Annotated in this window: 22 protein-coding genes, 1 pseudogene and 1 riboswitch; of the genes and pseudogenes, 9 read left to right on the top strand and 14 right to left on the bottom strand. The window is 53.4% G+C overall.

Going from position 1 to position 22284, the window contains the following annotated elements:
* The first annotated feature begins 192 nt into the window (after positions 1 to 192).
* Positions 193 to 1176, top strand: a complete 984-nt coding sequence (locus tag H70357_RS02000) for a cation diffusion facilitator family transporter (RefSeq protein WP_038585178.1) — start codon at positions 193 to 195, stop codon at positions 1174 to 1176.
* Between the two features lie 108 nt (positions 1177 to 1284).
* Here the strand turns inward: H70357_RS02000 and H70357_RS01995 are convergent, their stop codons facing one another.
* From H70357_RS01995 to H70357_RS01965, 8 genes and pseudogenes are all read right to left on the bottom strand, one after another.
* On the bottom strand, positions 1285 to 1650 hold the full coding sequence (locus H70357_RS01995; RefSeq protein WP_038585175.1) for an ArsR/SmtB family transcription factor: 366 nt from the start codon (positions 1648 to 1650) through the stop codon (positions 1285 to 1287).
* Positions 1651 to 1780: 130 nt separating this feature from the next.
* Complete coding sequence (locus H70357_RS01990; protein WP_038585172.1) at positions 1781 to 2518, bottom strand: ABC transporter permease; 738 nt, start codon at positions 2516 to 2518, stop codon at positions 1781 to 1783.
* A 1-nt stretch (position 2519) separates the two neighbouring features.
* Positions 2520 to 3236 carry an ABC transporter permease gene (locus H70357_RS01985; protein WP_038585169.1) on the bottom strand — a complete coding sequence of 239 codons (717 nt, stop codon included), beginning with the start codon at positions 3234 to 3236 and terminating at the stop codon, positions 2520 to 2522.
* On the bottom strand, positions 3233 to 4144 hold the full coding sequence (locus H70357_RS01980) for an ABC transporter ATP-binding protein (RefSeq protein WP_038585166.1): 912 nt from the start codon (positions 4142 to 4144) through the stop codon (positions 3233 to 3235). The genes H70357_RS01985 and H70357_RS01980 overlap by 4 nt, the downstream gene beginning before the upstream one ends.
* A 71-nt stretch (positions 4145 to 4215) precedes the next feature.
* Positions 4216 to 5643: a sensor histidine kinase gene (locus H70357_RS01975; protein WP_038585163.1), complete on the bottom strand. Its 1428-nt coding sequence runs from the start codon at positions 5641 to 5643 to the stop codon at positions 4216 to 4218.
* Entirely contained in the window at positions 5640 to 6314 is a 675-nt protein-coding gene (locus H70357_RS01970; RefSeq protein ID WP_038585160.1) for a response regulator transcription factor, read from the bottom strand. The genes H70357_RS01975 and H70357_RS01970 overlap by 4 nt, the downstream gene beginning before the upstream one ends.
* A gap of 103 nt (positions 6315 to 6417) precedes the next feature.
* A pseudogene (locus H70357_RS34915) lies at positions 6418 to 6606 on the bottom strand (EAL domain-containing protein); the annotation flags it as partial.
* Between the two features lie 611 nt (positions 6607 to 7217).
* Positions 7218 to 7655 carry a pyridoxamine 5'-phosphate oxidase family protein gene (locus H70357_RS01965; RefSeq protein WP_038585158.1) on the bottom strand — a complete coding sequence of 146 codons (438 nt, stop codon included), beginning with the start codon at positions 7653 to 7655 and terminating at the stop codon, positions 7218 to 7220.
* Between the two features lie 247 nt (positions 7656 to 7902).
* On the opposite strand from H70357_RS01965, the gene H70357_RS01960 reads away from it, so the two are divergent.
* The 7 genes from H70357_RS01960 to H70357_RS01930 all read left to right on the top strand — a co-directional run bounded on the left by H70357_RS01960 (position 7903) and on the right by H70357_RS01930 (position 14795).
* Entirely contained in the window at positions 7903 to 9366 is a 1464-nt protein-coding gene (locus tag H70357_RS01960; protein ID WP_052091762.1) for a hypothetical protein, read from the top strand.
* Between the two features lie 79 nt (positions 9367 to 9445).
* Positions 9446 to 10051, top strand: coding sequence for a sigma-70 family RNA polymerase sigma factor (locus H70357_RS01955; RefSeq protein WP_052091761.1), 606 nt, complete (start codon positions 9446 to 9448; stop codon positions 10049 to 10051).
* Complete coding sequence (locus tag H70357_RS01950; protein WP_038585155.1) at positions 10029 to 11426, top strand: hypothetical protein; 1398 nt, start codon at positions 10029 to 10031, stop codon at positions 11424 to 11426. The genes H70357_RS01955 and H70357_RS01950 overlap by 23 nt, the downstream gene beginning before the upstream one ends.
* A gap of 73 nt (positions 11427 to 11499) precedes the next feature.
* Positions 11500 to 11610, top strand: a riboswitch (TPP riboswitch).
* A gap of 124 nt (positions 11611 to 11734) precedes the next feature.
* Complete coding sequence (locus tag H70357_RS01945; protein ID WP_038585152.1) at positions 11735 to 12805, top strand: ABC transporter substrate-binding protein; 1071 nt, start codon at positions 11735 to 11737, stop codon at positions 12803 to 12805.
* Between the two features lie 76 nt (positions 12806 to 12881).
* The gene (locus H70357_RS01940; protein ID WP_038585151.1) at positions 12882 to 13175 is read left to right on the top strand and encodes a thiamine-binding protein; all 294 of its coding nucleotides are present in this window, start codon (positions 12882 to 12884) and stop codon (positions 13173 to 13175) included.
* Positions 13172 to 13933, top strand: a complete 762-nt coding sequence (locus H70357_RS01935) for an ABC transporter permease (RefSeq protein WP_038585149.1) — start codon at positions 13172 to 13174, stop codon at positions 13931 to 13933. Before H70357_RS01940 ends, H70357_RS01935 begins: the two co-directional genes overlap by 4 nt.
* A 19-nt stretch (positions 13934 to 13952) precedes the next feature.
* Positions 13953 to 14795: an ABC transporter ATP-binding protein gene (locus tag H70357_RS01930; RefSeq protein WP_081965650.1), complete on the top strand. Its 843-nt coding sequence runs from the start codon at positions 13953 to 13955 to the stop codon at positions 14793 to 14795.
* Positions 14796 to 15286: 491 nt separating this feature from the next.
* Here the strand turns inward: H70357_RS01930 and H70357_RS01925 are convergent, their stop codons facing one another.
* The 6 genes from H70357_RS01925 to H70357_RS01900 form a co-directional block, all read right to left on the bottom strand.
* Positions 15287 to 15889, bottom strand: coding sequence for a response regulator transcription factor (locus H70357_RS01925; protein ID WP_038585146.1), 603 nt, complete (start codon positions 15887 to 15889; stop codon positions 15287 to 15289).
* The gene (locus H70357_RS01920) at positions 15886 to 17037 is read right to left on the bottom strand and encodes a sensor histidine kinase (RefSeq protein WP_156130797.1); all 1152 of its coding nucleotides are present in this window, start codon (positions 17035 to 17037) and stop codon (positions 15886 to 15888) included. The genes H70357_RS01925 and H70357_RS01920 overlap by 4 nt, the downstream gene beginning before the upstream one ends.
* A 3-nt stretch (positions 17038 to 17040) precedes the next feature.
* Positions 17041 to 17778: an ABC transporter permease gene (locus H70357_RS01915; RefSeq protein ID WP_038585143.1), complete on the bottom strand. Its 738-nt coding sequence runs from the start codon at positions 17776 to 17778 to the stop codon at positions 17041 to 17043.
* Positions 17775 to 18689, bottom strand: coding sequence for an ABC transporter ATP-binding protein (locus H70357_RS01910; RefSeq protein ID WP_081966085.1), 915 nt, complete (start codon positions 18687 to 18689; stop codon positions 17775 to 17777). Before H70357_RS01910 ends, H70357_RS01915 begins: the two co-directional genes overlap by 4 nt.
* Before the next feature lie 209 nt (positions 18690 to 18898).
* Entirely contained in the window at positions 18899 to 19648 is a 750-nt protein-coding gene (gene nfsA / locus H70357_RS01905) for an oxygen-insensitive NADPH nitroreductase (RefSeq protein WP_038585138.1), read from the bottom strand.
* Positions 19649 to 19756: 108 nt separating this feature from the next.
* Positions 19757 to 21100: an aminotransferase-like domain-containing protein gene (locus tag H70357_RS01900; RefSeq protein WP_038585135.1), complete on the bottom strand. Its 1344-nt coding sequence runs from the start codon at positions 21098 to 21100 to the stop codon at positions 19757 to 19759.
* Positions 21101 to 21305: 205 nt separating this feature from the next.
* On the opposite strand from H70357_RS01900, the gene H70357_RS01895 reads away from it, so the two are divergent.
* Positions 21306 to 22226, top strand: coding sequence for a DMT family transporter (locus H70357_RS01895; protein ID WP_038585132.1), 921 nt, complete (start codon positions 21306 to 21308; stop codon positions 22224 to 22226).
* Positions 22227 to 22284 lie beyond the last annotated feature (58 nt).

Here is a 22284-nt window from a genome sequence, read left to right as displayed (position 1 = left end):
ATGTTTACTTACACATATTATATTCTCCCTAAACTTGCAGTGTCAATGCAGATTCCGTATACTTCACCACTTTTTTCAAAATGATAAGAAGATCACAATTGTTTCCAAAAGGGACTTGTAATTCAGCTGAGTTGCGAATACTATTAACATATGAGCAATCATTCATATGTTATTTTAGGAAGGGGTACCTGTATGACAAATCATCAACACAACGATAGCCACCATAAGCATGAACATCAGGGGCATGAGCATGGACACAATCATTCGGAACATAATCATTCCGGCCATTCTCATTCCCACTCTCACGCACCCGATAACCTCAAAGGCCTATTAATCGCTCTGATCATTACCGGAAGCATCATGCTGCTGGAGTTCTTCGGCGGTCTGGTTACGGGCAGCTTAGCCCTGCTGTCGGACTCCGGCCATATGCTGGGCGATACTGTTTCGCTGGCCTTAAGCCTTGTCGCCATGATCTTTGCTGTAAAGCCCCCTTCTCTGAAAAATTCTTACGGTTACTACAGATTCGAGATTATGGCAGCCCTATTCAACGGAGTTACGCTGTTTATCATTGCCGGATTTATTATATGGGAAGCGTATCAGCGTTTCTTCTCACCTCCGGAGGTAGCAAGCGGTACAATGATGATCATTGCGGCAGTCGGATTGCTGGCCAACCTGGTCAGTGCATGGTCTTTAATGCGAAAAAGCAATGTGCAAGAGAACATCAATGTCCGCAGCGCCTATCTTCATATCGTTAGTGATGCACTAGGCTCGGTCGGAGCTCTGCTTGCCGGGTTAATCATGAAATTGTTCTCCTGGTATATTGCAGATCCAATCATCAGCGTGCTTGTCGCACTGCTCATCCTGAGAGGAGCCTGGGGCGTAATTAAACAGGCATTCCACATTTTAATGGAAGGAACTCCGCTTAACGTGAATACCCGCGATGTACAAGAAGCGCTGCTGCGCATTGACGGAGTCATCGAGGTTCATGACCTGCATATCTGGACCATTACCTCAGGGCTGGATGCGCTTAGCGGCCATCTGCTGATTCAGGACCATAAGGATCATCAGCGTGTTCTCCAGGAGGCCACCAGCCTCGTGGAAGAAACTTTCGGCATTCAGCATTCGACGCTGCAAATTGAGAACTCGTCCATGAAGCACAGAAGCTTGAAGGTTTAACTTGCATTAGTAGGACTGTGAAATCTCCTGACGCAAACAAAAGAAACCGTCCTTGCGCTAAGCCAGCGCAGGACGGTTTTGTGTTTACAGCTGAGTTCTCATGAAAATCTATTCGTGTCTGATATGCTCATGCGTCTGCAGAAAAATCTGTTCCACATGCGCATCATTTAGTGAATAATAGACCGTCTTGCCTTCCTTGCGGCGCTTTACGATCCGCAGATTGCGCAAATAGCGGAGCTGATGGGATACGGCCGATTGCCCCATGTCGAGGATGACCGACAAATCGTGCACACACAGCTCTCTCTGCGACAAAGCGTAAATGAGCCGTACCCGGGTCGGGTCGCCCAGCGCTTTGAACATTTCCGCCATTTTATCCGTTGTTCCGCGGTCCGGCAGAATCAGCGCTATAGATTCCGGTTCCAGCTCCGAACCATTGCATGTGTTGTCGCATTCTTCAAGTGCCGCTGGCTCCATGCTCTCGCCCTCCTCTAATATGCTTATCCGGTGTTACTGGTTGTTAATAGTATCTTCTACGATTAATTATAGAAAAAACTTCACCGGATGTCCATGAGAGGATTCAGCACAGCATGCAGCATACGCGATATTATACCGCTTTGCGCCAGAAGTGGAGCAGGCCTCCCGCCAAAAAGAGAACCAGGCTTCCTGTAACTACCAGCATCAAGCTCTCCATCGGCAAATTAAAAGCTCCGAACTTATCTTCACCGTAAGGAGACATGGCCAGCATCGGCTGCACCCAGAGATAATATGGGCCGTAGGTGGCTGAATTGGAGATGAGCATATTCGGTAAAGTCAGGCTTACATTCAGTGCCAGCGGTGCGCCGAAGCTGCTCCAGCCCTGGGATACTGCCAATTGCAGCGCGGCCAGCGGCAGGCAGGCGAACCAGCCGCCGAAGAGGCTGGTGAGAAGCAGCTGCCAAGGCACGGCGCCTTCCGCACCGCGATATATCCCTAGGCCTACCACTACAACGATAAACAGCAGCTGCACGGCGGCCAGCATTCCCATAATCAGTGTGAATTTAGCTAGGTACACAGAACTTCGTGTTACAGGCAGGGACAACAACTGCTTCCAGCCGCCGTCGGTATGCTCGGAACGGCAGATTAGAGCCGCAAATATACCGGCAAGCACGGGAAGGAACAACATTGAATGCATTAGCGACATTACACTCAGCAGCACCTGCCAGGTGATCTGCCTATCATCCTGCATATCGGCTAGCCCTCCGATAGGCAGCGCTACAGCCGGACTGAGCAAAATAAGCAGCCAGACATGAGATTTGGACATTTTCAGCTTTTCAGCCGATAGAACTCTCCAAAAGGTTCTCATCCTAGTCCACATCCTTTCGCGCAAAATGTATGGATCCCGGCAGCAGAATCAGCAGGCCAAGCAGCAAGCCTGCTCCGCTGAACAGCCAGGGCCGGGGAGCGCTCCAGGCTAGGGCCGGCCAGCTCAGGGGAACCCATTCCGACAGAAACAAGGAGAAGATGCTTAGCAGCGACAAGGTAATTCCCACCGACACCGGAAACGTCTGATTGCGGCTGGACAGGGAGAACCACAGCTGCAGTGAGATCACCGGGAGTGCTGCAGCATAAGAAGCAAAGCCGATTTGCAGCACCTTCGCATAAGGGATTGGCTGCGATTGGAACCCGAGGATCACTCCCAAGCCCACCGTACCCGCCGCCAGCAGCAGACAGGAGATAGTAAGCAGCAGCAGGCAGAGCAGCAGCTTAGCCATAAAGACAGAGGTCCGGGAAATCGGCAACGCCAGGAGCTGCTTCCACGAGCTCATTTGGTGCTCCACGTTGGCCATCATCGAACAGATCAGCGTGCCCCCCAGATAAAGGGCCACCGGAACGAAGTCGGCCACATTGCTGAGCAGTCCGCCCCATAAATCGGCACGATATTGCTGGGTCAGATAATCGTAACGCAGCCCAAAGTTCAGCCCCTGCATGGCAAGCAGGCCGATGGGGCCGAGAAAGACCAGGAACCACAGGCCTTTGCCGCGGATTTTGAGCCAGTCAGCCGACAGCGCCCGCCACATCATGATGCGCCTCCCTCAACAACCTGCAGGAAGAATTCCTCCAGTGATTGTCTGCGTTCTTCCACCCGGTAGATTGCATGTCCATCCTCGACCAGTTCTTTAATCAGGAGCGCCACTCTAGCATCGCTCATCCGCGGCAGCACGAGCCGCCCCTCCTGCATTTCACCGCCGCAGCCTCTTCGCAACGCGAGCGCCAGTGCGGCTTCCGGCTCGGATACGGCAAGCCGGAGGTCTCCTGCCGCCTGCTGCTGCAGATGAGCAATGGAGTCCTGATAAACCATCTTACCCTGGCGGATGATGCCGACCGTATCCGCCATCTGTTCAATTTCGCTCAGCAGGTGGCTGGACACAAGCACGGTAATTCCCTGCTCTTCCGGAAGCCGCTTGATCAGCGAGCGGATCTCCTGTATACCTGACGGATCAAGCCCATTGGTCGGCTCATCGAGGATCAGCAGCTCCGGACTGCCGAGCAGTGCGGCAGCAATGCCCAGCCGCTGCTTCATGCCCAGCGAGAAGCCCTTCACAGGCCGCTTTTCTTCTCCTGTCAGCGAGACAATATCCAGCACCTCGGCGATCCGCTGCTTAGGCACATTAAGAATCCGGCGGATCGCCTCCAGATTGTCCAGTGCGCTCAAATGCCCGTAATATGACGGGGACTCCACAAGTGACCCCACTTTGCGCAGAATCTGCAGCTTATTTTTACGGAGCTCCTGGCCGAATACCTTAATTTGCCCCGATGTCGGCTTGATCAGCCCCAGCAGCATGCGGATAGTCGTTGTTTTGCCTGCGCCGTTGGGTCCAAGAAAGCCGTAAATTTCACCTTTGCCGATATTCAGGTTCAAACGCTCCACCGCAGCCCGGCCGCGGTATTCCTTCAGTAAATCCTTTGTTTCAATCACAGTTTCTTTCATTCTCGTTCACCTCGGTAACTAGCATAACGTCCCAAGGTTAAAAGAGCGGCGGCAGCAAGTTTAAATTTCGTTTAAATTTTGTCCCGGCGCTGAGAAATGACAATAGAGGTACCCTGCTCACTGCTGTCGACCGTCCACTCCAGCTCCATCCGCTTAAGCAGCAGCTCTACAATAGACAAACCAAGTCCCGCCCCTTTGGAGTCGGAGTTGCTCATCATTCCCTTGCCATGGTCCGAGACGACAATCACAGGGCGGCTGTCCCGGACTTCCAGCGCAATGCCTACATATAGTCCGCAGCGGGCGTGGCGCAGGATATTCTGAAACAGGTTGTCCAGAATCCGGCGGAACCAGCTCTCGTCTATAGTCCAGTATAGAGGTTCACCCTCCAGGTCAATATCAACCTGGAACCCTTCCTTCTCCCAAAGCGGATACCAGGCAGCGGCACTTTCGCGCAGCAGCCGCAGCACGTCCCTGCGCTCCAGCTTCAGCGTTATCTTTCCGCTGCTGAGCAGATTATAAGAGAGCAGATTCTCGATCAGCACGCTGAGCCCGGCAATCCGTTCATCCATCAGCTCCAGCGATTCCTGCCCGCGCGGCGATAGGCTTTCCTTGCCCAGCACATGGAGATGAGTACGGATTACGGTGAGGGGAGTCCGCAAATCATGCGACAGATCCGAAACCAGGCGCTTGCGCAGTCCCTCCTCTTCCGCCTCTCTGGACCGGCTGGCAGTAAGCTCAGTCACCATCGTATTAAAGGCCTCCTCCAGACGGCCAATCTCATCCGTTCTGCCGCCGGAAGTAACAGACTTCGGAATTCCGGCCCCGCCCGTGAAACTCATGGCCGTCTGCAGGCGCAGCAGCCGGGTTCGGATCCCTATGAAGAACAGCAGCGACACCACAATGAAGCCGGCAAAAAACAAAACCAGAACGATTAAATACCACGAGCTTAGCCCATCAATACTTTCTTCATCCCTCAATGCATCCGGAATTTGCATCACCATAAAACCTTCTCCGGCTTCCGCACGGTCTCCTACAAAGGCGACAATGGCGAGCGGATTAAGCTCTGTGCTCTTTTTCATAAAGGCAACCGCTTCTGCAGCACTCCACTGCGCGGGCAAAACATCACCCTCTACCTGCTTCTGCAGCTCGGGATCTTCCGGCATAAGGCTTAGCCTGGTTTTCCCGTGGCTGTCTACCCAGAACATCCCGGCCAAAGAATACTCACTGCTGAGTTGCCGCATCCGCTCATTGATCGCCTCCGGCGGTTTGCCCAGCAGACCCAGCGCTTCCTGATGCCACATCTTCTCCAGCTTGGTGATGCTGGAGTAAGGGGCATATTCATCAGGCGGACCTTCCCGGGTCCATGCGCTGAATACGCCGTATCCGACAAAAGTTGCCGTCATCATGACAGGCAGGAACAGCAGCGCAGCAACAATAATCAGCAGATAACGGGAGAGCAGCGAGCTGCGCAGTTTGTGCGAGCGCCCGCTGGCCTTCATGCTCTCACCCGGTAGCCGATTCCCCGGACCGTCTCTATAATCTCCGGTGCTGCCGGGTCAAGCTCCAGCTTCTCGCGCAAATAACGGATATGTACCATCAGCGTCTTGTCCCCCTCTATGTAAGCCTCACCCCAGACGGCTTCATAGATCTGTTCCTTGGTCAGAATCTGCCCAAGATGGCGGAGCAGGTAGGAGAATATCTGAAACTGCTTGCCGGTTAACAGGATTTCTTTGCCGCTTGCCGCCTCTTGAATAAGGTGTTCCCCTTCATGGACGATCAGATGCTTAATCCTTAGCGGTGCAGGTGCCGCAGCACCGCTCCTTCTCAGCAGGACTTCAATCCGTGCAGCCAGCTCATCCGGGTGAAACGGCTTGGTCAAATAATCATCGGCGAATTCCAGCCCCTGGAGCTTATCGTCGATGGAGGTGCGGGCGGAGAGCATCAGAATTGGCAGCCCCGGGTACGTCCGCTTCAGCCGCTGCCCAATGGTGAAGCCGTCAAGACCGGGCAGCATGACATCGAGAATGGCCAACTGACAGCCGGCAGCCGCCTCCACTGCCCCTTCACCGCTCTCCAGCCAGCGGACGGCATACTGGCGTTCCCGAAGATCGGCGGAAACCGCACTGCCAATCTCCCGGTCATCTTCAACATATAACAATGTAACGCTCATTTAGCTTTCAATCCCTTTCTCGGTGGAAATGGCAGGACATCATAAAATCCCCGAAGGCGGCGGATGACCGTCTGCGCTTCGGGGAGGATATAGGTTGTATTGATTATGCACGGTTTCCAAAACTAGCCGGGGGCTTGTCATCCGGCTTCCCGAAGAGATACCCCTGGCCCAGATCAATGCCGATGTCCCGGCAGAAGAGGAACTCTTCCCGCCGTTCGATTCCCTCGGCAAGCACCTTGGCACCAAAGGAACCGGCCCGGTTCACAATATTGAGTACGCTTCTCTGTTTCCGGTCGTCCTGATCGCAGAAGCTTCAAATACAAAATCTTCCGGGTCCTCTTCCAAACGATGAATCGCTTCGAAGGTCAAACAACTCATAGGGCTGAAAGGGGCTACCCTGCGGCAGTGGCCGCAGCAGCAATTCAAAACCCACAATTTCTTCGTTAAAGTTCACGATCGGCTGCAAATGGCTGCAGAAATCATGATTGGAAATGATCGTTATCAGATTATCACTGGCAAACCGGACGCTCAGCTATTCCAGCGTCAGCCAGATTTCTACAGGAATACGCCGGGTATGCCCTTTTATACATAGGGACAGCGGCGTAGCCCACTCATTCTGCAATCCATCCAGAAGCTCCAGCAAATCCATGAGCTCCTCTCTGGAAGCATAGGCGGCTATTCCGGATCGGGCAGGGCCGCATCTTTAATTCTCCTGCGTCCTCTACCGGTTCGATGTCAGAGCACTCACTGCAGTTCATGTGCATTCTCCTCGCCTCTAGATGTCAGATTTCAGTCCAGTAATTATAACATGATTTACCATAAGCCAGCTATCTTCCGGACGGCAAAAGGCCATCTATAAACCGTAGGGTTTAAGATGGCCAGCTGCTTCATATCTTAGGTTTATTAGCCGTTAACGGCAGCTGTAGGCTGCCAAACGCCATGCTCTTCGTTTTTGCCAACATACTCTATCCGTGCCGGTGCAAGCTCCAGAATGACATAGTCAGGATCATCCGGTCCCTTGAACCATTGCTCCAGTGATTTGTTCCATACTTTGGCCCGTAAGCCTTCATCCTTGGTGACCGCGACTGTTGCTTCGATCTCCAGCACATCCTTGCCGCCGCCCTTTTCATATCCAAGCAACAGAAAAGCATGCGGATTATCCTTCAGCTCTTCTACCTTATGCGTCTTCCGATTGGTAGCGAGGTAAATGTTTAAGCCGTCATGAAATACCGCCATATAACGCACCTTAGGTTTGTTGCCGGCTTCTATCGTGCCGAAGGAACCGAACTTATTGTCATCCAGCGCTTTGATGATATTTTGCTCCAGCTCATTGTTATCCATTGACGAAACAGCTCCTTTCCAATATGTGTGCTTATTATAGTGTACCCGTCCGGTTCAGAATGAATCCGGGACAAAATCATGAACTCACTTATGCTTTTCTCCCGCCATGGAGCTGGATGTATGTCATCGCCGTGGCTGCAGGCGCTGGCCATTTTTGCAGGAATCCTATTTGTGCTCAGCTTGGCAGCCTGGAAATTAGGGTAATATAGAAGATGTCAATATCCTGTGCATAAGGGTGGAACCGTTAATGACTGAGCATTTCTCCGAACACACCGAACCTACACTACATACCGTTCTACTGCAGTTTATTTTCCCCTTCTCCATCAAGGACGGTGAGGACAAGAGCCTGGCCCGGCAGCTTGGGCTTGACGGCTTCACCCGATTTTTTCTCGACAACAAAGAGCTGGAGGATGCTTATTACGGCGAAAGCTACTGCGTATCCCATGAGAAAATGGAGCGCAGCTATCTGCCGTTCGCAGCCCATGTCCTATTCCCGCGGGACAAGGATAAGGAAGATTCCTTCCGCCGGTTTTCCCGGGTAAACGAGCTGGCCTGCATACTGGAAATGACACAGCAATCCATAAACTTCCGGGTACTCTCGACGGATGTATTCATTTGTCCGTTTCAGCTTGGATTTCTGACCGTAAGAGTCCGCATCGAGGAAGAGAACCTGCCCTTCAGCACCGCGCTGGAATTCGCCGACCGTTTCCGCACACTCGAGGATGTCTCCTACCAGGACAAACATACGCATATCCATTGCCAGGACAAAACCTTCGATCAGGTGGAGGATTTTGTGTTCAGGAATCTGGCCGATGGCCTGCAGCCGTTTATGGACCAATCGGAAATTGACGGGGCCTACTTCGAGACGCTTCCCTTCTTCGTTGATGAACGAATGCTGGTCCAAGCCTTTTATGGCTTCAACCGGCAGGAGGACGCAGACGAAATCAGCGTGGAGCTGCGTTACCGCGCCTCCCAGCTGGATGGGCTGAATCTGGACGGAAAACCCTATATCAGCGCCAGCGATCCCGAGTACATCGAAGAGTACTGCCAGGCACATTCGTACAACCGCTGGGGGCCGGATACCTACTATATGACCAACGAGCAAACCTTCTGCTGCCTGAGCCGGGCCGAACCGGAGGTAGCCACTCCACTGGTCAATCAGATGTACGGGCAGTATTACTACGGGCTGCTCCTTAGTATTTTCCACAAAATCGTCCTGTTGAAGCTTTCCAATCTCCACTCCCGGCTGCGTATCAACCACGATTATGATGAAATTGAGAATCTGATCTTCCTGATTAACAAGTTTTCGGCCAAGTTTTATTTTCTGGAGCTGATTTCACAGTCGCAGGGCCGGGAGATCTTCATCCAGCTGCGCAAAGTATACGGCAACGACGCCCTTTTTGATGAAGTCAAAATGACCCTGAACGACCTGTTCCAGTACCAGGAGAAATTCCAGGCTAAACGCCGGGATACGCTGCTGATGATTCTGACCGTCTTCACAGTGGTGAGCGGCATCTACGGGATGAACCAGGTCATTGAAGATTTGAAGGGACGTATTGAATGGAGCAAAATGCTGGAATACTCTCCTTTTGAATATTTGGCACTGCTGCTCACCTTCACCGGCATCCTCGTCAGCATCCTCCTGACACTGAAAGAGCTGTGGAACGGAATCCGCAGCCGCCGCAGAAAAAGATTTTATTCCAAGGATTGATAAGCTGTCGGAAACAATCATGAGTGATTTGCTCTCCGGACGACGTAGTAATGAATAGTATATACGCCGGAGGTTGCCTATGACGTTCAATCCTAATGACAGCCTGGCATGGGCCGGGCGGTTCAAAAACAAAGATAAAAAAGCACTCGCAGAAGCGATTGATTTCTTTGGCCCTGATGTGCAAAGACTGGTCTGGCGTATTCTGTCCGGCACCGGAAGCGCGGAGGATGTTGAGGAATGTGTGAGCGATGTGTTTATGGCGGCATGGAGCGGAATCAGCCGTTATGAGCCCGAGCGCGCCTCCTTCCGCACCTGGCTGTTCCTGCTGGCCAAATACAAAGCGCTGGACCTGAGACGCAAGCTGCTGCGCCGGGGCGGAACCGGAGAAGCAGCTGCCTCCAGAGCTACATGGAATGAGATTTCCGCCGAACAGGAAGTTCTTTCCCGAGAGACGGCCAGTGAATTGATCGGCTGCGTGCAGCAGCTGGGCGAACCGGACCGCAGCCTGTTTCTGCGCAGATATTTCCTTTATGAGAGCCTTGATCAGCTAGCGCAAACCTTCAGTCTCAGTAAAAGGGCAGTCGAAAGCCGCTTATACCGTTGCCGGACGCTGATCAAGCAGGCGCTAGGCCTGTCTGAGAGTCAGGGAAAGGAGGCTCAACATGGCCAAAGACATGAAAATTGAGGAACAGCGCCTGTTCGGGATGATTGATTCTATGAGCTTCAGCGATGCAGAGCTTGCCTTAGGTGTTCTGCCGGAGGTTGACCAAGGTCCGCACCTGGCAGACGAAGAGGAGGCAGCTTCGCTCGCCCGCGTCAAAGCATGTACACTTGCCCGTCTGGAGCCCGAAGCCGCTGTCCACACCTTCCGTTCCCTCGCCTGGAGATCCCGGAGGCGGAATATCTTCGCGGCCGCAGCGGCAGTAATACTCATCGCTGCCGGTATGCTCGCTTTCTCTCCTGAGGTACAGGCCGGGTTAAGAAAGGCGCTGAGTTTCCTTCCTGGCTTCGGCACTGTTGTGGAGAACAGCCCCGGTGACCGGATCTATGTACTGAGCAAACCCTATGACATTGCTGTGGGGGACGGAAGTCTGACCGTAGATGCCGTTCTCCTGCAAGAGCTTGGCGGGAGCATTACGCTTCGCGGCCGGAAAGTCCCTGAAGTCAGCGAGTTTGAGGCAGATATCGGCGGTAACCGCTATACTTTCACCTCTTATATGCGTTCGTCCTCGGAGGGAGAGTGGTACGGCAGCTACAGTTCAACTCAAGCGCTGCAACTGAAGAAGGATAATCTTCTAACCCTGCATCTGGGCGGCACAACCATTGGTCCGTTACAGCTCACCGCTCCGAAGACAGCTGAGGAGCTCGGGGAACTCGGCGCAAGCGATATACAGCAGGATGTGCGGATTACTGCTTTTCCGGTGGACCTTGGCGGCGGGCTTGTCCGTGTCCAGTTATTGCCCACTCTGACGGCGGAATCCGGGCTGACTGTCCATTCTTACGGACTGGAGCCGCTGGTGCCTGGATCAGGTCTCTATATAGAGAACGCGGCAGGAGAAAAGGCGGCACTGGAGCAGCCTGAATCCATGTCCTATCCTTCCGACTTCCGGTTTCATGAGACTGCCGGGGCGGGCACTTGGCCTTATACGGTCTTCATTCCTTATATTGAAGTTTCAGATCGTGACGCCGTATCTGCAGAAGTAGAGATTCCGCTGCCTGATATCGGCCAGGAGAAAATGCTCCACACACGCGCGGAAATCGCGGGCTTTCCGGTAGAGTTCACCCGCATTGAACGTACCGGCGAGACGGCTGCCAGCGTCGATGTGAATGTGAATTTCAATGCCGCAAAACTACGGACGCTGAAGTATTTCCTTATTCGCTATCCGGGGCAGGCGGACAACAGCTCATTCTCTTGGGTGAATACCGACCAGACCTACGGCGTGATGAAAACCCTCCATTTAGAAACAAAACCCGGGGAGGATAAGCTGCGGTTTAAGCTGTCCGAGCCGCATTTTCTGCTCAAAGGGCCGTGGCGCCTGCCGCTGAAGCTTGATAGCTAAGCAGAGTTGCTACTGGACAACTATGGAGCGGGCGTCTATAATACACCGTAAGAACACAGCAATACCTATAACTTCATAGTACCAGGGGTGCTGGAATTGGCCGGCTGAGATTGTATCCCACAAGATACTGACCCTTATACCTGATCTGGATAATGCCAGCGTAGGAATCGTCAATCGCTTACGGCCGTTTATGGCCCAAGCACAACCTTGCGCAAGTAACTGGTGTCCCGATTCTCGGGGCGCCTTTTTTGTATGGGACTATTCAGAATTTGGAAGACTAGGGTTGCTGGAAGGAGAGAAGAAGAGAAATGGGAGTCACAAAAGTATTAAAGCTCAGCCTCACCTGCATGCTGGTCTTTGCCATTGCCGGATGCGGCAATAGCAATGGGAACTCTGGCGGGAATGCAGCAGACACTGCCGGGAACAGCACCACTGCTCCTGAAACCACTGCCGGGGCAGCAACGGACGCTCCGAAGGAGCTGACCAAGGTCAAGGTCGCGCTGGACTGGACGCCGAATACAAATCATACCGGGCTTTATGCGGCAAAAGAGCTGGGCTATTACGAAGAGGAAGGGCTGGATGTTGAAATCGTGCAGCCGGGTGCTGCCGGGTCCGACACGATGGTTACCTCGGGCGAAGCTGCTTTTGGCATCAGTGCCCAAGAGGCGCTGACGCTGGCCCGCCTGCAGAAGGTGCCGCTCGTGTCCATCGCCGCTATCATTCAGCATAATACCTCCGGGTTCGCTGCACCGAAAGACCGCAATATTAAGACACCGAAGGATTTCGAAGGCAAAACCTACGGTGGCTGGGGTTCCCCTGCCGAAGAAGCGGCCATGAAAGCCATTATGGACCCCGAAGGCGGAGATGTGAAAAAGGTGAAGCTGGTGAACATCGGTGAAGCGGACTTCTTCACCGCCGTGAAACGCGACATTGATTTTGCCTGGATCTTCTATGCCTGGACCGGGATTGAAGCGGAGCTGCGCGGAGAACCGCTCGACATGCTCTACCTCAAGGATTATGCACCCCAGCTCGATTACTACACGCCGGTACTGACTACGAGCGAGAAGGAAATTGCCGAACATCCGGAGCTGGTGAAGGCTTTCCTTAAGGCTACCTCGAAAGGTTATCAATACGCCATTGATCAGCCGGAGGAAGCCGCAGCCATTCTTTCCAAAGCTGTTCCCGAGCTGGATCCCAAGCTGGTCCTGGCCAGCCAGAAATGGATCAGCCCGAAATACAAGGATGATGCCGTCCGCTGGGGCGAGCAGAAGAGCGAGGTCTGGCAGGATTACGCCGACTGGATGTATGGCCTGAAGCTGCTCGATCAGCCGCTGGATGTTCCAAGCACATTTACGAATGAGTTTTTGCCAGCTAACTGATTAAGGATGAAGTGATTGAATGTTCGTTTCGCGCTGTACGCAGATTACCCATTTAAACTGAGAGGATTGATATGTTGTGGCCAATACATTGCTAAGCATTCAGGTAATTCCCAAAACTCCGAACAACGAGGATTCGATTCCTTACGTGGACAAAGCCATCGAAGTGATTCAGAAATCCGGTGTGAAACATCAGGTGAACCCGCTGGAGACCACGATGGAGGGCGACATCACCGAGCTGCTTGAGGTTGTGCGCCAGATGCATGAAGCGCTGATTGCAGCAGGCAGTCCGAGCGTCATCTCCCAGATCAAAATTGCCCATAACCCGAATGGAATCAGCATGGACAAGCTGACGGAGAAATACCGGCCGTGAGATCGTATTGGAAACAGATTTGGCCGCCCCTTGTGGCGGTCGTCTTTTTTCTGGGGTTATGGCAAGTTTCGGTATCCCTGTTCCATATCGAGTCATGGATTCTTCCCAGCCCAAGCGATATCGCCCGGGAAACCTCGGGCAATGCTTCCGGCATTTGGGCACATACAGCGGCTACGCTGCGCCTTACCCTGATCGGCTTCCCTATCGGCACAGGCGTGGGTCTTATTGTTGCCCTGCTGCTGCATCTGCTGCCTTGGCTCAAGAGAGCGCTCTACCCGCTGCTCATTCTCAGTCAAAATGTGCCCTCCATTGCGCTCGCGCCGCTGCTGATTATCTGGTTCGGCTTCGGGCTGCTGCCGAAGATTGTGCTGATTACGCTGGTCTGCTTCTTCCCGGTTTCAGTCGCTGCCATGGGCGGCCTGATGCAAAGCGACCGGACCATGCTGAACTATATGAAGATGGCCGGCGCGAACAAATGGCAGATCTTCACCAAGCTGGAGCTTCCGGGCTCCCTGCCCGCCCTGTTCTCGGGACTTAAAATTTCGGCCACCTACGCCGTAATGGGCGCTGTTGTCGCGGAATGGATCGGCGCTGACAAGGGCATCGGCTACTACATGCTGCTGCAAAAATCCGCTTACCGCACAGACCGCGTATTCGTCGCCATTGCCATCATCGTGCTGCTCAGTCTTGTGCTGTTCGCACTTATCGCGCTGCTGGAGAAATGGCTGGTGCGCTGGAAACCGCGCAAAAGTTCCTAGAAAAGGAGGATGGCCGACAATGCCGCATATTACAGATAACCCGCCATCCGGCACTGAAGCAGCCGGCATTCCTGAATCCAGGACCTTACCGCCTGCACTTGAGGTAAAAGGAGTCTCCAAAACCTTCACCCACCGCCGCCGCGAAACCCGCGTGCTGGACAACGTATCCTTAACAGTGCAGCCGCAGGAATTCGTCTCAATTGTCGGACCCTCAGGCTGCGGAAAAAGCACTTTATTCCATATTATCGGGGGCCTGGAGCTGCCGGATGCCGGAACGGTAAGCATGAACGGCAACCTTGTTACAGGGCAGCGCGGAGAGATCAGCTATATGCCGCAGCAGCCCGCGCTGTTCCCTTGGCGGAGCATCGAGGACAACGTCCTGCTCGCCGGTGAGCTTAAGGGCGCGCCGCAGGCTGCGGCGCGGGAAACCGCCCGCCACTGGCTGGCCAAGGTCGGCCTTAGCGGCTTCGAGCGGGCCTACCCGCATATGCTGTCGGGCGGCATGCAGCAGCGGGCAGCCTTCCTGCGGGCTCTGCTCGCGCCGCAGGAGCTGATGCTGCTGGACGAGCCGTTCAGCGCGCTGGATGCGCTGACGCGCAGCGAAATGCAGCGCTGGCTGCTGGAGCTGTGGGAGGAGAACCGCCGCTCCGTGCTGTTCATCACCCACAACATCGAAGAAGCGTTGCTGCTCTCCAGCCGCATCTATGTGTTCTCCGGACGTCCCGGCTCCGTCCTGCATACGGTCGATGTCCCGTTTCCCCGGCCGCGCCGCGAGGAAATCGCCGATTCGCCGGAATTCCTCCAGCTCAAGCGCCAGCTGTCGCAGTGGATGCGGGAAGAGCAGGCGAAGAGCGCCAAGTAATCTTAAGCGATATCCGCTTAACAGCCTGTGCAAAAGACCAGCCGTCCGATGAACCGGACGGCTGGTCTTATTAATATGTAGTTATTTCAAGATAACCACACCCGAATGCGACACTGATTCAGGCAGCGCAGGGCTCCGCAACACAAACAAAAGGAAACACGCCCGCTATTTTCATATAAAACCTATTTTTATTGATTTAGAGGGAATTACTCCCTATATTATTCAATTACTAAGCCCTTTTTCCGTTTTCAAAGGAATTACCGGTAGTAAATCCCTCTGATTGCCGCACCATTCTGTCGGTGGCATAATTAGCGGGACCATTTCCCTTTAAGCTATAGGCATACATAGGCTCCATAAAGAGACTACTGGCCCCCTTCCCGCCGCTCCATTAAGCATTCAACCTTAATAGAATTTATCCGGACGTAACCAGTAACAATCCACCTGTAGCACGCCCACCGCAGCATTCAGAAATATCAAGAGATAATAAACGCCTAAATCCAGCCCTTCTCCTCAGCCAGCCGTACGGCTTCGATCCGGCTTTTCACTTCCAGCTTGCCCAGAATTTCCGAGATGTAATTGCGTACTGTCCCATAGGAGAGGTGCAGACTCCCGGCAATTTCACCGGCCGTCTGCCCTGCTCCGGCCAGCCGCAGAATCTCCCGTTCACGGGAGGATAGCGGATTCTCTTCCCGCAGGCTGCCAAAGACCAGTTCCGGCGACACCTCACGGTGCCCTTCCATGACGCGCCGGATCGCATCCGCCAGCTTGTCGACCGGCTCGTCCTTCAGCAGATAGCCCTGAATCCCGGCCTTCACGCCCCGTTCGAAATAGCCCGGCCGGGCAAAGGTCGTCAGGATAATGATCTTCGTCCGGCAGCCTTTGGCTTTCAGCAGCTCCGCAACCTCCAGCCCGCTCTTCAGCGGCATTTCGATGTCCATAAGACACACGTCCGGTTCCAGCCGCTCGATCAGCGCAAGCGCCTCCGCCCCGTCACCGGCCTCTCCGAGAACCTCAATGTCCTCCTCCAGGTCAAGCAGCGAGGCCATCGCCCCGCGCAGCAAACGCTGATCCTCGGCGATTACAATGCCTATCATGCCAATTCCCCCTCCTTATGTTCCTTGATAATCCTTGGAATCACTACAGATAATGCTGTCCCCCCGCCCGGATTGGAGCATAATGTCATTGAACCGTCAACGAGCGACAACCGCTCGGCCATCCCTTTCATTCCGTTGCCGTCGCGGCGTTCCCGTCCTGCTTCATCAGGAGTGAGGCCGATTCCGTTATCCTCAACGGTGATCCGCACTGCCCCCTCCGTCAGCGCAATTCCGATTCGGCAACGGGTGGCTTGGCTATGCTTCACTATATTCGTCACCGCCTCCTTGATGCAGAGGCTGAGGATATTCTGTGTCAGGTCAGGCACGTCCTCCAGCGACACCTCCCCCTGCACTTCAAGGGCGATCTCTGCAGCCCGCAGCATTTTCCCGGCCTCTGCCAGTTCCTCGGCTACGGTAACTGCCCGCATCTCCGAGACCAGCTCGCGAACCTGGCGCAGTGCCGCACGCGAGGTGCGCTGAATCTCCCTGGCTTCGGCCTGCGCGCGCTCCGGGTCCTTGGCGACAAGCCTCTCGACAAGCTGGCTTTTCAGCGTAATCAGCGACAGGGTATGACCCATCGTATCATGCAGGTCCCGGGCGATCCGCATCCGCTCTTCGCGTTTGACCAGCTCCTCGATGACTTCATTCGCCTGATCCAGCTGTTTCTCCAGTATTTTTCTACGGCCTAGAGATTTTACCCCGAACGGAGAGACCAGCATGATAATTAAAAAAGGAAAAAAGAACAGCAGGTCATGCAAATTCATCCCCCATGCCGCTATAACCAGCGGTACCAGAATTACACCGCAAAAAACTACATAGGCTATCTTGAACTCTCTCTTACCGGCATACCAGCCGACAAAGTTGGAAGAGAAAAAGCCCATAAAAAAATTAACCGGGTTGTAGCATAGGCTCAGCACCACAATCAGCAGCATTTGCAGCCCCAGCCAGTAGTTAAAGGCTTTGTCACCGGCCCAGTATAACTGGCGGTATGTCACGGCGAAGAGCAGCAGCAGAGCTGCTCCAATGATCAGCTTCAGGCCCCGCTCCTCCTGTAGATTAAAGGCCGGAAGCAACAAATAGAACATCCATACAAAAGGGAAAAAACCGTATTTTTGCGGGAACAACCGAAACTTCCTGCCTGACAACATGTATTACACCGCTTCCTGTTTTTTTCGAATATACAGCGATAGTAACATAAACATTGCCAGATAGCCGAGCAAAATCAGCACACCGCTCCACTGTGGATGGCCGCCCCGTACAATCTCCCACGCCCCGTTTCCATAATTATAAGAAGGCAGCCAGCGGCCGATCCGCTGCATCAGCTCCGGAAGAATATCCAGCGGCATCCACATGCCGCCGGCCAGCGCCAGCCCCATATAGAGCACATTGCTGACACCGCTTGCCGTGTCTACCCGTTTCATAAAGCCGACAAGTGTGCCCAGCGCCAGAAAAGGCAGGGAGGCGACAACAATCCATAATCCGCTGAACAGCCACTGCCCTGCAGTCAGGGACACCCCGTTCATCAAATAACCGGCGGCAAATATGCATACCACGGAGAAAAGCTGCATGATCATCTGAGCAAACATTTTGCCGATGAAATAGACATAGGACGGCAGCGGAGTAATGCGGATAAAGGTGTTCCAGCCCTGGGTCCGCTCCTGCACAAGCCGGATGCCAAGCGTCATGATCGCTGACCCCATTACACTGAACGCCGCCATCGACATCAGATAATGAGCCTGCCAGAGGGCCGCGTCGTCCATGCCTGTATTCACCACTTTAGTGAAGATGAAATAGAACATGATCGGCATAACCAGCGACCAGAACACATAATAAGGATTGCGGAAGATCCGCAGCAGCTCGGACTTGCATTGGTTGATAATTAGTTTCATGGCTTGACGCCCTCCTCCGGTTGAATTGTCAATTGCTCAAAGGCCTCATCCAGCCGGCCCTGATCGATGCGTACATCCTTCACTTCAAGCCCGCCGGTAAAAATAGCACGGAGCGCCTCGTCCGTATTCTCTGTCGTGACCACAATCCGGCCGTCTTTATCGTACATTTCCTCGACCGCCGCCAATTGCCGCAGCCGTCCGCGCAGCTCTTCAGGATCGCCTGCAGCCAGAAAGGACAGCGATTGCCGCACAATTCTCCCCTTAATCTCATCCGGGCTGCCGTCCGCCACCAGAGCGCCGCGGCTGAACAGCAGAATCCGGTCGGCAATATCCTCGGCCTCCTGCAGATAGTGGGTCGTAAAGAGGATCGTCTTTCCTTCAGCGGCCAGTCCGCGCACCCTGTCCCAGAAATGCCGCCGCGCTGTAATATCCATCCCGACTGTCGGCTCGTCAAAGAACAGCAGATCCGGGTTGCCCGCCAGGGCCAGCGCGAAATTCAGGCTGCGCCGCTGGCCGCCGGAGAGCTTCTCGGCATACCGCTGCAGATCGGCCTTGGCAAGGCCCGTCGCCTGCAGCAGAACCTCCATAGCCATTGGCTGCGGGTAATAGCTGCGGATCAGAGCGATGATCTCCCGGACCTTCAGCCGGTCCATTACGCTTACTTCCTGCAGCATGGCCCCCGTTTTTTCCCGGACCAACCGGCTCCCGGGCGGAAGCCCGAACACCTTTATGCTGCCTTCCGTCTGCTCCTTCAGTCCAAGCAGCATGGATAACACGGTCGTTTTCCCCGCCCCGTTAGGCCCCAGAATCGCAGTAACCGAACCCCTGCCAATCTTGAAGCTAATGCCGTCCACCGCTTTTTTTCCGTGAAATATTTTACTTACCCCATCCATTTCGATCACGTTGTCTATACCGTCCATGTCCGTTCCCCTCCGTATCTTAAGCCCTGATCTATATTTCTATGGTATAAAAAACGGGGAAATGAGATCAGTATGGACTGTCATTCCTTTGAGATGACAACTGTCACCTTGCTCATAAACGCATAGCAAAGAGCCCCGCACCAAACGGCAAGCATTTGGCATGAGGCTCTTTGCATCGCTTCAAGAAGCTTATAACCATGCTATTTTTGCATAAATCCCTTTTTCTGCAGAAATTCCTTCATATGCATGCGGGCCGGCTCCGCAAAACGTTTAGCCATCATAGCCGACCAGGGTGCATCACTCTGTCCGCCCGTCCGCTCGCGCATATAGGCACTCGACACTTCGTCATAAGCTGCAACCTGCCCGGCAGTTTTGGCCTTGTCATAGCCGTTCCGGTGCAGTACAGCTTCCAGCGGAAGACGCGGACGAAGTCCGGAGGCCCCGGCAGGATACCCGAGACACATGCCGAATACCGGATAGACCCGTTCAGGCAGATTCAGCAGCTCCGACAACTCGGCGATATTGTTGCGGACTCCGCCGATGTAGACGATGCCCATGCCTAGCGATTCTGCAGCAATGGCAGCGTTCTGCGCCGCAAGCGCTGCGTCAACGGTGGCAACAATGAAATTCTCAGTGGAATCGAAGGATTCGGCTGATTGCAAATAGGTTGCCGTTGTTTCATGCAGCCGGTACAGATCGGCACACCAGACCAGAAAGACCGGACACTGCTCGATATAAGCCTGATTGCCCGAGAGGGCGGCAAGCTGTGCTTTAAGCCCGGGCTCAGTGACTGCAATGACACTATAGGCCTGGACATTGCTGGAGGTCGAAGCCATCTGGCCTGCGCCGATGATGGCAGCAAGCTGTTCTTCACTTACCGGCTTGTCCAGGTACTGGCGGACGGAGACATGCTGATTTAATAATTCAAGGGTTTCGTTATTCGGCTTCATGATCTGTTCGCCTCTCTTTTCTCCTTATTAGCACTTCGTTCTTTTCTGGACTTCAAGTATATTATGAACACAAATCAGTACATAAACAAATGAATACAGGCCTCACTCTTACCATCCGCCCCCGCGCTTCACTTCCTGGACAATGGCCTTGACGCCTTCGTCGATCTGGTCCAGCCGGGCGCGTGAAATGCTGATCCGCATAAACTTCTCCCGGTTCCCGTAACCGGTCATATAGAATCCCTTGCCTGATACGACGCTGATCTTTCTCTGCGCGAGCCGCTTGACCACACGATCCAAATTCACTGTCTCCGGCAGCTTATACTGCATGTAGATCCCGGAGCTGTCCGAAGACACTTCAATCAGACCTTCCGTATTGTGCCGCTGGAGTGCCTCGTACATTGCGCTGATTCTTTCAGCATACAGAGCCTTTATTTTGTGTTTGTGATGCTCATACATGCCATTCCTGATATACACCTCAAGGGCTGCTTGGGACAATAACGAATTGTCCGTGTATCCTTTATACGCGCAGAATGTCTTAAACAGGGTTTCCGGTACAACAGCCGCACCCAGCCGGAGACCCGGAAAAATGATTTTGGAATAGCTTTTCAAATAAATAACATGTGAAGTCTGGTCATACGCATAAATAGGATCAAAGCGCCGTTCTGCACCCAGGTCTGCCATATAATCATCCTCAACGATGTATACATCGTATTTGCCGGCCAACCGGGCAATGGCTTTCCGTTCCTCCGTACTGAAAGAGGTTCCGAGCGGATTATGATATCTGGGCATGGTATAAAAGAATTTGATTCCCCCGCCGCTGAACCTCTCCTCCAGCTCCCGCAGATCAATGCCGGCTGCCGAACGGGCAATCCCGCTCACCGGCATCCCCTCCGCCTCCAAATAACGCAGGTACAGATCATATCCGGGCTGTTCAACAAGGATTTCTGTCCCGCCATTCGGAAATGGCATCTTGGCCAGCACCTCCAGCGCCTGCTGGGTTCCCGAAGTGATGATGATCTGCCCCACCTTGGCAAAGACCTGATATTCGGCCAGATGGGGCACAAGAGTCTGGCGCAGCGTACCCAGTCCCAGCGCATCTCCATAGGTGAACAAGTGGTATTTGTGCCTGTCAATCGCTTTATTGAGACAATGCTGAAAATCCAAATACGGAAACACATTCAGATCGGGCGAGGCCGAAGCAAAATCAATCGTCTCACTGCCCCTGGCAGGCCCCGCATCTTCAGACCTTTCAACCATGTAGTATCCGCTCTGCGGAATAGAATAAATCGCGTGTTGTCTTTCCAGCTCCCCGTATGCCCGCAGAATAGTGCTGATGCTGCAGCCGTAGAATTCTGCGCTGCTACGCACAGAGGGCAGTTTTTGCCCCGGGCTGTATTGCCCCTCTCTGATCCGGTTTTCCATGTCGGACAAGACCGAAAGATACTTTTTCATGATGCGCCTCCTGAATGGCCTTCTACACTAACTGTAAGTTCATGTTACCACTATTCGTCTCTATTCATTATATAGCAATCAACGAACTGTATCGGTACAGTCATGGAAAAATAGTATTGTTCGGGCAGGCATTTCCCTTTAATTTTAAAGTAACAGATAAGACGTTTAGACGATCCTGTCCTGTTAACGAAAAGGAGATGCTACTATGCCGCAAAAAGGACTTAAGCTGGCTTATATATTTGCCGTGCTTAACGCAGTTATTATCGGATTCTCATTCTTATTCACCAAAGTAGCGCTCGGTCATGCCGGACCGCTCGATACATTGACCTACCGCTTCGCGGCTTCATTTATAGTGATGTCGATCCCGGTCGCCTTCGGCTGGGTCAAAATATCCTACAGCGGCAAGCCAATTGGTAAAGCGCTGCTGCTGGCAGCCATGTACCCGCTCGGATTCTTCACCCTCCAGGTATTCGGACTCCAGCATGCCACCTCTGCCGAGGGAGGAATTCTCTATTCTTTCACCCCGGTTGTGACGATGATCATCGCCTCTATATTCTTGAAAGAGCGCACGACGCTTCTGCAGAAGCTGTGTATCTTCCTGTCCGTATTCGGCGTTGTGTTCATCTTTGTCATGAAAGGGAGCAGTATTAATCTGTCCAACATGACCGGGATTGTGTTGTTATTCCTGACCTGTCTGGCTTTTGCCGGATACAGCGTACTGGCCCGGTCACTCTCCAAGCATTTCAGCCCCGCTGAACTCAGCTATTTAATGATGGGAATTGGCTTCGCCACATTCCTGATCATTTCGCTTACCGGACATGTGTCCAGCGGCACGCTTGGCGATTTCTTCAAACCGCTCGGCAGCAGCACCTTTATCTTGTCTACCCTTTACTTGGGTATTATAGCGTCGCTCGTCACCACCCTAACATCAACCTATATTTTGTCCAAAATCGAAGCTTCCCTTACGAGTGTGTTCACCAATCTCTCGACCATCGTCTCCATTGTGGCCGGGGCAGTGTTTCTCGGGGAAAACATCACTGTGTATCACTGGATCGGATCGTTCCTGATTATTGCAGGGGTTATTGGCACCAACCGTCTGGGACGCAAGAAAGCCGCCGGGGCTTAATGCCCGGCGGCTTTTTTATCCGTTCTGCTCCAATAATGGAGCATTCCCTTTGTGGAGA

Origin of the sequence: Paenibacillus sp. FSL H7-0357, assembly GCF_000758525.1 — a bacterium.
Taxonomy (GTDB): domain Bacteria; phylum Bacillota; class Bacilli; order Paenibacillales; family Paenibacillaceae; genus Paenibacillus_AQ.
Note: the sequence above shows the minus strand (reverse complement) of the source record. Positions and strands in the feature narration are given on the sequence as shown.